The following is an 11,601-nucleotide window of genomic DNA, read 5'->3' as shown; positions in this document are numbered from 1 at the left end:
ATTGCTGTACGTAACTCTAGGTTAACCATGATGGGAAATTCTGGGATCACCCGAAACGGCTGCTTCGCTGTCGCCGACCGGCCCCGCTGCCGCGGGCCGGGCGCGCATGCGGACGCGTGTCGCAATTCTGGTGCGGCGCCGGGGGGCGTCGGAGATCGGGAGGGAGGACACGCGCATGTTGGGCGCCACGCACAAGCTCAAGTCCGGCCGGGCTGACACGGGCGCCCATCGGCGCGCGCCCCAGATGCGGGCGCTTCTCTCCGGATCGGCGCTTGCCACGGTTCTCGCCGGGCTGATGCCGGCAACGGCCGCCTACGGCGCCTGCGTCACCTCGGGGCCGGTCGGCAACCCCACGGCGCTGGACTGCTCCGGCGCGAGCACGGCCGCGGCGGTGCTGACCGACAACACCATCACCGTCACCACCGCAGACGACACGAGCATCACGGCGGCGTTGCCCATCTCGGTCATCGTGGGCTCCGGCCTCGGCGGCGGCGACATCGTGCTGAACAACATCGGCGGCAGCTTCACGGCGACCACCGACGGCATCTCGCTGATTTCGAGCGGCGCCATCTCCCAGGCGGCCGGCACCGGCATCGGCGCCACGGTGACGGCGGACGGCTATGCCCTCACGCTGCTCCCCGCAACCGATGCCAGCGTGCGGGTGCTGGCGGGCGCGAGCCTCAGCGGCGGGGCGAGCGGCGTGCTCGCCTCCACCACCACCGGCAATATCGACATCGCGGCCGAAGGCGGCACCTTCAAGGGCACGACCTCGGACGGCCTCACCCTCATCGCCGGCGGCAACATCACGGTGAACGATTTCGCCGGGAGCGCCACCGGCGGCCAGAACGGCCTGTTCGCCCAGTCGGTCAACGGCACCATCACCATCGACCGCTTCACCGGCAGCGCCGATGGCACCGGCGCCAGCGGCGTGTTCGCACAGGTGACCAGGACGGGCGACATCAACATCCGCAACTTCAGCGGCAGCGCGACGGCGGGCCAGAACGCCATCTTCGCCCAGGCCAATGCCGGCACCGTCGATCTCTCCGGTTTCAGCGGCACGGCGGGCAGCACCAGTGCCAACGGCATCTTCGCCCAGGTGGTCACCACCGGGGACATCTCGCTGAAGACCTTCAGCGGCAGCGCCACGGGCAGCCAGAACGGCATTGTCGCCTTCGCCACCTCCGGCGCCATCGACGCCTCCGGCTTCAGCGGCACGGTAAAGGGCACGGCCGGCAGCGGCCTTCTGCTCTCGACCACCACCGGCGCCATTACCGCCGACAATTTCGCGGCCGGCGCGGGCAGCGCGCCCTTCATCACCGGCGGCGCAGCCGGCCTTCAGGCGCTGTCCACGTCGGGCGCCATCAGCGTCCAGAATTTCGGCTCCAGCGCCCAGGGCGGCCAATACGGCATCTTCGCCCAGACCGGGGCCGGCAGCGTCAATTTCTCCGGCTTCTCCGGAACCGCGACAGGCACCAGCGACTACGGCGTCTATGGCCGCACCACCAGCGGCGCCATCACCGCCGACAATTTCACCGGCGGCAGCGCGGGGTCGCCCAACCTCGTCGGCGGTGCCAACGGCCTGATGCTGCTCACCGACACCGGCGGCATCAGCGTCAAGAATTTCGCCGCCAGCGCCTCGGGCGGGCAGTACGGCATCTTCGCGCAGGCGACCACCAGCGGCGATATCACCGTGTCCGGCTTCTCCGGCACGGCGACGGGCGGCACCGGTGCGGGCGTGTTCGCCCGCACGCTGGGCGGCAGCGTGACGGCGGACAATTTCAGCGGCAAGGCCTCGGGCGGGCAGTACGGCGCCTTCTTCAACGCCACCGGGGGCGATCTCTCCATCCAGAACTTCTCCGGCACGGCGAAATCCACCGCGGCGGGCGGGTTCGGCCTCTATGGCGAGGCCACCGGCACCATCACCCTCGCCACGTCAGGCAGCGCTTCCATCGAGGGCACGGCGGACGGCGTGTTCCTGAAGCAGATGGGCGGCAAGGTCTCCGTGAACCTCGGCGGCACCACCGAGGTGAAGGGCTCCAGCGTCGGCCTGCGCGTGTCGTCGGATGCGGCGAGCACCGGCGATATCGTGGTTGAAACCAAAACCGGCACCTCCGTGTCGGGCGCGGTGGGCGGCATCCGCATCGACAAGACCGGCACATCAGGCAATGTGGAGGTGACCACCGCCGGCACCGTCACCAGCAGCGGCGGCGCGGCCATCGCCGCCGTCTCCTCGGTGGAGGGGACGACGCAGACCAAGATCGGCGTCACCGGCGCCGTGACGGGCAATGTCGGCGGCATCGTCGCCGACGCCACCAGCACAAAGGGCAACGCCACCACGATCATCACCACCGACGCCACCGTGAAGGGCGGCACCGGCACGGCGGTGAAGGGGCTCGCCACCTCGACCACGGGCGACGCCCTGAGCAGCTTCACCCTGCGCGGGGCCATCACCGACAGCGCCAGCGGCGCCGATGCTTCGGCCACCGCGGCCGGCACGGCGACCACCGAGGTGAAGGTGGAGAATGCCATCACCGTCTCGGGCTTCGGCGTGCGCGCCGTCTCCACCGGCGCCGGCGGCTCCGCCACGGTCACGACGAGCGCGAACGGCGCCATCACCTCCGGCGCGCAGGGCATCGACGCCAGCGCCACCGGCACCGGCATGAGCGTCACCGTCACCACGGACGGCATCGTGAAGGCGGGCGGCGCCGGCATCCTCGCCGCGCTCACCGGCGACAATGGAACGGTCAACGTCACCACCAACGCCAAGGTCACGGCGGGCGGCACCGGCATCGATGCCGGCCTTTCCGGCGCCGGGGGCACGGTGACGGTCAAGAACACCGCGGACATCGAGGCGACGGGCTCCGGCATCCTCGCCCTCAACACCGGCGGCGCCACCACGGTCACGGTGGCCGGCAAGATCACGGCGGGCGGCAGCTACGGCGTCGGCGCGACCTCCGGCGGCACGGGCGCGGCCCGGGTCGACGTGGGCGCGGACATCACCAGCGCCGGCACCGGCGTCGTCGCGCAGACCGCCGGCACCGGCGCCGTGACGGTGACCCTGGCGGACGGAATCCGCGTCCTCTCCGGCGGCACGGGCGTCCAGACGCTGGCGGGCGGCGGCGGTGCCGCCACCGTCACCCTCGGCACCGGCGCGCGCATCTATGGCGACTCGGGGCAGGTCGGCACCGGCAACGGCATCCGTGCCGACGGGACGGGCACGGTCGCGGTGGGCATCGGTGCCTTCAGCGTCGTCTCCGGCTCGGGGGCCTCCGAGGACGAGGCGGTAATCCGGGTGTCGAGCGGCACCGGCACCACCATCGATATCGGCAACGGGTCGCTGGTCAGCTCCTGGGCCTACGCGGCCAACAGCGACCTCGCCACCGCCGCCGGCCGCGTGGCGATCCGCGCGGATGCGGGTTCCACCACCGTCACCAACAACGGCACCGTGGTGGGCCGGGTGAGCTTCTCCGACGGCAACGACACCTTCAACAACCTCAGCTCCAACACCTGGGTCACGGTGGGCGTGAACAGCTTCGGCGGCGGCACGGACCAGGTGAACAACACCGGCCTCACCGTCACCGCCCTCAACGGCGCGCAGGGCGAGACCACCACGTTCACGGGCCTCGAAACCTTCGTCAACGGCAGCACCGTCTCCACCGACGCCGGCCTCCTCACCATGATCGACGAGAAGCCGGGCCAGACCGCCTACAACGGCACCCGCGACGTGACCTATGTGAGCGGCGTGTTCGTGGGGCAGGGCAACAGCCGCCTCGGCATCGATGCCTATCTCGGCGGCCCCGGCTCCACATCGGACAAGCTGGTGGTGGGCGGCCTCGATGCCAACGGCAACCTTTTGCCCGCCGGCACGGTGGCGACGCAGGGCCAGACCGCCATCGTGATCAACGACGTGAGCGGCAGCGCCGGCGGCTACAATCCCAAGGGCATGATGGTGGTGGAGGTGGTGAACCCCAATGCCGTCTCCTACGGCAAGTACGGCACCCAGGAGGCGAGCTTCGTCATCTCCTCCGAGTCGGCCGGCTACGATCCCCGCTTCGGCGGCGTCATCGACAAGGGCGTGTTCTTCTACGACCTCGTGACGCGCGGCAACGACACCTATCTCGTCGGCGTGCCCGACCGAGAGGCCTACGAGCTGCCGCGCCTCGTCACCGGCGCGCAGAGCATCTGGTACGAGACCAGCGGCGGCTGGCTGGACCGGCAGGCGGACCTGCGCACCTATCTCGACGGCGGCAACGGCGCCACCGTCGGCCGGACCCCCAACGCCGGCCAGCAGAGCGTCACGCCCGGTGTCTGGGCGAAGGCGGTCGGCAGCTGGGGCCTGCGCAATTCCACCACCACCGCCACGGTGCCGGGTGCCGCCTACACCTACGACATGGGGTATTCGCAGGACACCTACGGCTTCATCGCCGGCGCCGACTTCGGCAAGACGAACCTGTCCGGGTCCGGCAGGGATGCGGTGATGTTCGGCGTGATGGGCGGCTACGTCACCTCCCAGCTCGGCTTCGATGCCTCGCCGACCTCCGCCAGCTATTCCGGCGGCACGGTGGGCGCCTATGCCACCTACCTCAACCGCAACTGGTTCGTGGACGGCCTGTTCAAGGCCGACATCCTCTCCATGGACTACACCGCGCCGACCCTCGGCGGGGCCGCGGCCTACGGCCAGAGCGCGCGGGCGACCAGCCTCGGCTTTACGCTGGACACCGGATACCGGGCGAAGCTCGGCGCCACCGGCTTCTTCGAGCCCATCGCCACGCTGAGCTACGTCTCCACCCGCATCAACAACGTGTTCCTGGTGCAGGGCACGTCGGCCGACTTCGGCAGCAATGATAGCCTCCGGGTGGGCATCGGCGCCCGCGTGGGCGGGCCGGTCTACGACAATTCCTCCCTGCGGATCGAGGCCAACCTGAATGCCCGGCTCTGGTACGAGTTCCTCGGGGACAATGCGGTGACCATCTACAATCCCGGCCTGCCGCTCACCGTCGCCGACGACTTCAACGGTGCCTTCGGCGAGATCGGCGGTGGCTTCAACGTGTTCGCCAAGAGCAGCGGCTGGAACGGTTTCACCACCGCCAGCCTCAAGTTCGGCGACGGCTATGCGGCGGCCAACGCCCGCGGCGGCGTGCGGTACCAATGGTAGGGTGCTGCCCCGCCCGAATGAATCGATGGCGCAGCCTGGGCTTCCGCGCCTGATCTGAAGGGATACGTCATGCGCGCTGCCGGAGCCGTCCTGGTGCTGGGGTGTCTGCTCGCGCCGCTCTCGCTGGCACGAGCCGATGACTGCCAGAGCGTGGCGGACGCCTATGATCGCCTCAGCAAGGCCCCGGCCTACCGGCAGGCGACTTCGCTGGGCGGGACGCTCCTCATGGAATCCGTGATCGTCGGCGACGACATGTACGTCAAGAATGACGCCAAGTGGACGAAGTTGCCGCTGGGACCCGGCGTGCGCGTGCAGATGCAGAAGAGCGTTATCCCCGGCGCATCCAGCCTGAAGGACTGCCGGCGCGTGGGCGCCGAGACGTTCCAGGGCAGGAATGCGGTGGTCTACGACTACACGCCCCCGCCCATGCCCGGGGCCGGCGCGCTGGACCCTCAGCGGGTCTGGATCGCGGTGGACAGCGGCCTGCCGATCCGCATGACCTCCCAGCAGCAGAAGACGGAAGTCGTCATCAGCTTCGACAACGTGGTCGCGCCCACCCCCTGAGCCCATCCGCCCGGTCGCTTCCGTGCGCCCCCGCCGGCGGAGCGGAGGGGTGGCGTACCTCCTTGAGTTCACAGATTTTTCAGGGTCGAGCGAAAACCGGCGCTTCGCCCCGCGGGCTGCCGGCTGTAGAGTGGGGCCAGACGCAGGTTGGCACCGAAAGACGATCGACGATGACACGCAGGACGTACATCGCGACCGTCACTATTGCCTATGCAATCGGCGCCACCCTGTGGATCTACCTGTCCGACCGCTTCATCGAGGGGGTGGGGGGCTCCATCGGCTTCGGTGTCTTCTCCACCCTCAAGGGCCTGGTGTTCGTCGCGGTGACGACCGCCCTGCTTTATCTGGCGCTGCATACGGCAGCCGCGGGCACCGAGCCCGTGCGGCCGGTGCTGTCGCTGCGGGGATGGGTGCTGTTCGGAATCCTGGCCCTCCTGACCTTGCCGGCCGGGCTCATCAGCTATGCGGTCTTCCGGTCGTCATCCGACACGCTCCTCGGCGAGCGCAGGGGGCAGCTCGAATTCATGACCGATGCCGTGGCGCGCTCCATCGATGCGGCCGTGGCACGGCAGATCGTGGATGCGACGCAGCAAGGGCCGCAGGCGACGATCCGGGACATCGTAACCGACGGCAGCGCGGGATTCAGCCGCCTGCGCGCGTTCGCCGGCCTGATGGGCGACAGTGCACGGGTGCTCATCGCCAGCAAGGACGGCAGCGCCGACGGGCGATGGATGGTCGTCGGGCGGCAGCAGGCCCTGCCGGAGTCCCTGACGCCCCTCGCTGCTGCCGGCGCCTCGGGCCTTGCCGCCGACGTCATCTCGCCGCCGGGTGCCGAGCCGCTGCTCGCGGTGGCGGCCGTGATCCCCGCAGCCAATGCGGTGCTCATCGCCAGCGTCGCCACGGCCGACGTGGTGGACGACGTGCGGGGCGTCGCCTTCCTCTCCGCCATCACGGCCGCGGCCTGTCTGCTGGTGGCGGGCATTCTGGCCATCCTGATGGTGCAGCGCCAGCAATTGCGCGCCGCCATCGCGGAGGCGGACCAGAAGGCCGCGCTGCATGCGGCGGAGGAACGCTTCCGGGCGACCTTCGAGCAGGCCGCCGAGGGCATCGCCCATCTCGACCTCGATGGGCGCTTCCTGAGGGTCAACGAAACCCTCTGCATACTCCTGGGCTATGGCCGGGAGGACCTGCTCGGGCGCAGCTATGCCGACGTGCGGCCGAACCTCCGCGCCGGAGCGAGCGGCAACGCCGGCCGCGCGGACGTCGCATCGCTGCCCTCGGGAACGGTGGTCGAGGCGCGCGGCGACCAGCCCCACCTCACCCAAGCGGGCGAGGAGATCTGGCTGTCCTGCGTCCAGTCCATCGCCCGCGACAGTCCGGAGGGCGCCGGCTACATCATCCTCATGGCCTCCGACGCAACGGCCCGCCGCGCGACCGAGCATCGCCTGACGCTGGCCCAGGCGGTGTTCACCAACACCCAGGAAGGGCTGGTGGTGACGGACCTTTCCGGACGGATCACCGCGGTCAATCCGGCCTTCGTCGCCATCACCGGCCACGAGGAGGCCGAGGTGCTCGGCCAGAACATGCGGTTCCTGAATTCCGGGCGGCACGATCGCCTGTTCTACCAGCTCCTGTGGACCGCCCTGAAGGACGCTGGCGTCTGGCGCGGCGAGATCTGGAACCGCCGCAAGGACGGCACGCTCTATCTGCAGCAGACGGTCATCAGCACGGTCTACGGCCGCACCGGCGCGCCGGAAAGCTATGTGGGCGCCTTCAACGACATCACCCAGGCGCGCCGTTCCGAGATCGAGGTGGATCGCCTGACGCGCTACGATCCGCTCACGGGCCTGCCCAACCGCACCCTGACCTATTCCCTCATCGAGCACGCGCTGACCCGGGAGGGCACCCGGTGCGCCGTGCTCTACGTCGATATCGAACATCTCAAGACCATCAACGACAGCCTCGGCTTTGCCGCCGGGGACAGGGTGCTGCGCACGGCCGCCCAGCGCATCCGCAGGACGGTGCCGGAAGATGCCACCATCGGCCGCTACGGCGCCGACGAATTCGTCGTGGTGATCGACGGGAGCGAGGGGCCGAAGGAGGCGGTGAGCCTCGCCGTGCGCCTCATCGAGGCACTGGCCGAGCCGTTCGCAGCGGAGGGCGTCGCCGATCTCTTCGTCAATGCCAGCATCGGCATCAGCCTCTTCCCGGAGGACGCGGGCGACGCCACCACCCTGCTCCAGCATGCCCATGCCGCCCTCTACCAGGCCAAGAGCCGGGGCGGGCGGACCTACGCCTTCTATACCGACGCCCTGACCCGCGACGCGCGGGCGCGCGTGCAACTGGTGGCCAATCTCCGCCGGGCGCTGGCGGAGCACGAATTCACCGTCCACTACCAGCCCATCGTCCGGCTCGAGGACCAGGTCATTGTCGGCGCCGAGGCGCTGGTGCGGTGGGTCACCCCCGAGGGGGAGCTGATCGGCCCCGACCGCTTCATCCCCGTCGCCGAGGAGACCGGCCTCATCGTCCCCCTGGGCGACTTCGTGCTGGCGACCGCCTGCACCCAGATGGCGGCCTGGCGGAAGGCCGGGCTGCCGTGCGGATTCATCGCGGTGAATATCTCCGCCGGGCAGCTCAACGCGAGCGACATCTGCGCCCGGACCGAGGCGGCGCTGGCCGCCGCCGGGGTGCCGGCTGACAGCATCGAATTTGAAATCACCGAAAGCATGCTTTTCGGTGCCGATACCGGTGCTGAATCGAAGCTGAACCGCATCGCGGAACTGGGTGTCAGGATCGCCATCGACGATTTCGGCACCGGCTATTCCTCCCTCGCCTACCTCAAGCGCTTCCCCATCTCCCGCCTGAAGATCGACCAGAGCTTCGTGCGCGATCTCCCCGCGTCCGTGGTGGATGGCGAGCTGGTGCGCGCCATGATCGCCATGGCCCGGGCGCTGGATATCGAGATCCTCGCGGAGGGGGTGGAGGAGGCCGGGCAGATGGCCTTCCTCGCCTCCCACGGCTGCACCTTCGGGCAGGGCTATTTCTGGAGCCGCCCGCTGCCGCCGGAGCGGTTCGAGGCCTTGTTTTCCAACACCTTCGGGGCCGCGGGCGCCAAGTTGGCATCGCGCTGACCGAGCGCCTTCGGGGCGCTCCTCGCCTTCGCGCGCGAGGGTCCCGGTGGTCAGTTTGTCAGTCTCGAATATTGTCGTACAATCAGTTTACATTCTGCGCGACGGGTGCCACACTCTCCCGGTACGAAGAAGCAAGGCGGCCCGCCAGACGGCCGCGCAGGGAGCCCCGGGAATGGCCGTTCGCGTCGAGGAACAAGGCAATGGCGTCGTCGTCCTGACACTGGTGGGACAGGGCGAGCCGAACCATCTGGACACAGAGGCCCTTCTGGACCTCGCCGAAACGGCCAAAAGCCTTGTGAATCAATCGAGTATGCGGGCCCTGGTGGTGCGGGGGCAGGGCGCCAACTTCTGCGGCGGCCGGGTCGGCAAGAAGGGCCTGACCCGGGCATCCGAGGTTGCGGAAGACCTCAACGCCATCCTCAAGGTGAATACCGCCTTGGCCGCCCTGCCGGTGCCGACAATCCTTGCTGTGGAAGGACTTGCGCTCGGCTGGGGCTTTGGCATGTCGGCCCAGGCGGATTATGTGGTCGCGGCCGAAAATGCCCGCTTTGCCTTGCCGGAAATGTCCCACGGCATGCCGCCGCTGATCGTGCTGTCCTACCTGTTCCGCTTCGTCTCCTACAAGAGGGGCTTCGAGCTGTCCCTCTCCAGCCGGGAAATTTCCGCTGCCGACGCAGAGGCTTACGGCATCGTCACGTCCGTGGTGCCACCCGGCTCCGCGTTCGCCGAAGCGCTGCGGGTCGCCGATTTCATCGCCGCGCAGGACCCCAAGTCCATCACCCTGCTGCGCAAATTCGGCCGTGAGGCCGCCGGGCTCTCCGATCCGCAACGCAGCGAATACGCAGTCTCGCTCATGAGCGTCCTGCTCGCCGAGCGGGCGCAGAAAGCCCATGGCTGAGGCGGGAGCGGGAGGCGTCCCATGCGCGTGCTGGTGACGGGAGGGGCGGGCTTCCTCGGAAGCCACGTGGCGGCGGCGCTCTCTGCCGCCGGCCATGGCGTCGTAAGCTACGACATGGCGGCGCCGGGGCCGGAAGCCCTTGCGACGTTTGCCGCGGCGGAGGTGGGCGACGTCATCCATGCGCTCGGCCAGACCACCGACCTTGCGCGTCTCATGGACGTGTGTCGGGCAGAGCGTGTCGAGGCCATCGTCCACAGCGCCGGCATCGTGGGGCTGGAGACCTCCCTCGCCCAGCCGGCGGCGACCTACCACACCAACATCACCGGCATGGTGAACGCCTGCGAAGCGGCACGGCAGCTCGGCATGGCGCGGCTCATCTACCTCTCGAGCAATGCCGCCTACCATGGCGGGGACGGCACGCCGCTAAAGGAGACTGATCCGGTCTTCTCGGTGGTGCGGGGCAATCCCGCCGGTCATTACGGCACCACCAAGATGGCCTGCGAGGCCATCGGCCTTTCCTATGCTTCGTTCCATGCACTCGACGTGCTGGCGCTGCGTGTGACTGCCATCTATGGCCTTGGCATGCGCACGCCCATGTTCATCAAGCCTATGGTGGAGGGTGCGGTGCTGGGCCGGTCCGTGCGGTTTGTGACCGGCGGCCCGATGAAGCGCGATTACACCTACGTGCCGGACTGCGCCAACGCAGTCGTGCGCGCCCTCGCGGTAGCGGCGCAGCCGGAAGGCGCGCAGCGAGTCTTCAACGTGGCGGCCGGGCAGGCGACAGCGGCGGCGGACGTGGCGCGGATCGTCCGGCAGGTGGTGCCGAGCGCCGATATCGAGATCGGCGACGCGCTGTCGCCACTGGAGCAGGTGAATGCGCGCATGCGCGCCTCCCTGGACATTTCCGCGGCGCGCGCGGTGCTCGGCTGGGTGCCGGACTTCACGCTGGAACAGGGCATCCGCGACTATGCGGAGCGCTTCCGCGCCTTCATCGGCGCGGGCGGGGCTCACCCGAGGGGGCAGGCGGCATGAGCGCACAGACGGTCCCCACCTACGAGGTCTTCGCCATCCGCTACGCCACGCGGGATGCGAAGCGGGCGGACAATTTCATCGGCGGAGATCCCCACGACGCCCCCATGCCGCTCGACTATTACGTCTGGGCCATCGTCGGCGAGGCGCGCAGCTTCGTGGTGGATACGGGCTTCAATGCCGAGGTCGCGGCGCGCCGCAAACGCGATTTCCTGCGCTGCCCGGTAGAGGCGCTGAAGCTGGTGGGACTTGATCCCGTGACCGTGCAGGACGTGATCCTCACCCACCTGCACTATGACCATGTGGGCAATTTCGACCTCTTCCCCGCCGCGACCTTCCACCTCCAGGAGGCGGAAATGCACTACGCGGTGGGGCGCTACATGCGCTACCGGCGCCTGCGCCATTCCTTCGAGGTGGAGGATGTGGTGGGCATGGTCCGCGCCAATTATGCCGGCCGCGTGAGCTTCTATGACGGCGGCGCGGAACTCGCGCCGGGGGTGACGCTGCATCCCGCGCCCGGCCATTCCGCCGGGCTCCAGTTCGTGCGGGTCAACACCCGTCGCGGCCCGGTGGTGCTGGCGTCGGACGTGACCCATTTCTACGAGAACATGGATACCGAACGCCCCTTCGTCACCGCCTTCCACGTGGGGTGCATGCTGGAGGGCTTCGACCGCCTGAAGGCGGCCGCGCCCTCGCCGGACCATATCGTCCCCGGGCACGATCCGCTGGTGATGAAGCGCTACCGGCCGCCGAAGCCGGAACTCGAAGGCATCGTCGTGCGGCTCGACGAACCGCCCCTCATCTGATTTCGTCGCCGGAGACGG

The 11,601-nt window shown here is 69.1% G+C and carries 6 protein-coding genes; all 6 read left to right on the top strand.

What is annotated here, in order from left to right; all coding sequences use genetic code 11:
• The first annotated feature begins 175 nt into the window (after positions 1 to 175).
• The 6 genes from ACT54R_RS05590 to ACT54R_RS05565 all read left to right on the top strand — a co-directional run bounded on the left by ACT54R_RS05590 (position 176) and on the right by ACT54R_RS05565 (position 11,583).
• Positions 176 to 5,155: a beta strand repeat-containing protein gene (locus ACT54R_RS05590; protein WP_476324382.1), complete on the top strand. Its 4,980-nt coding sequence runs from the start codon at positions 176 to 178 to the stop codon at positions 5,153 to 5,155.
• A gap of 69 nt (positions 5,156 to 5,224) precedes the next feature.
• A complete protein-coding gene (locus ACT54R_RS05585; protein ID WP_476324380.1) occupies positions 5,225 to 5,719 on the top strand; it encodes a LolA-like protein in 495 nt (164 codons plus the stop codon).
• Between the two features lie 170 nt (positions 5,720 to 5,889).
• Positions 5,890 to 8,850, top strand: a complete 2,961-nt coding sequence (locus ACT54R_RS05580; RefSeq protein WP_476324378.1) for a putative bifunctional diguanylate cyclase/phosphodiesterase — start codon at positions 5,890 to 5,892, stop codon at positions 8,848 to 8,850.
• 172 nt (positions 8,851 to 9,022) lie between these two features.
• The gene (locus tag ACT54R_RS05575) at positions 9,023 to 9,748 is read left to right on the top strand and encodes an enoyl-CoA hydratase/isomerase family protein (RefSeq protein WP_476324376.1); all 726 of its coding nucleotides are present in this window, start codon (positions 9,023 to 9,025) and stop codon (positions 9,746 to 9,748) included.
• 21 nt (positions 9,749 to 9,769) lie between these two features.
• Positions 9,770 to 10,780, top strand: coding sequence for an NAD-dependent epimerase/dehydratase family protein (locus ACT54R_RS05570; protein WP_476324374.1), 1,011 nt, complete (start codon positions 9,770 to 9,772; stop codon positions 10,778 to 10,780).
• A complete protein-coding gene (locus tag ACT54R_RS05565) occupies positions 10,777 to 11,583 on the top strand; it encodes an N-acyl homoserine lactonase family protein (protein ID WP_476324372.1) in 807 nt (268 codons plus the stop codon). The genes ACT54R_RS05570 and ACT54R_RS05565 overlap by 4 nt, the downstream gene beginning before the upstream one ends.
• Positions 11,584 to 11,601 lie beyond the last annotated feature (18 nt).

It is taken from the genome of Xanthobacter sp. DMC47, from assembly GCF_056313845.1.
Note: the sequence above shows the minus strand (reverse complement) of the source record. Positions and strands in the feature narration are given on the sequence as shown.

What these genes read in the sequence shown, in the direction of transcription:
- ACT54R_RS05570 (WP_476324374.1), top strand. Translation starts at nt 9,770, where the DNA reads ATGCGCGTGCTGGTGACGGGAGGGGCGGGCTTCCTCGGAAGCCACGTG.
- ACT54R_RS05575 (WP_476324376.1), top strand. Translation starts at nt 9,023, where the DNA reads ATGGCCGTTCGCGTCGAGGAACAAGGCAATGGCGTCGTCGTCCTGACA.
- ACT54R_RS05580 (WP_476324378.1), top strand. Translation starts at nt 5,890, where the DNA reads ATGACACGCAGGACGTACATCGCGACCGTCACTATTGCCTATGCAATC.
- ACT54R_RS05585 (WP_476324380.1), top strand. Translation starts at nt 5,225, where the DNA reads ATGCGCGCTGCCGGAGCCGTCCTGGTGCTGGGGTGTCTGCTCGCGCCG.
- ACT54R_RS05565 (WP_476324372.1), top strand. Translation starts at nt 10,777, where the DNA reads ATGAGCGCACAGACGGTCCCCACCTACGAGGTCTTCGCCATCCGCTAC.
- ACT54R_RS05590 (WP_476324382.1), top strand. Translation starts at nt 176, where the DNA reads ATGTTGGGCGCCACGCACAAGCTCAAGTCCGGCCGGGCTGACACGGGC.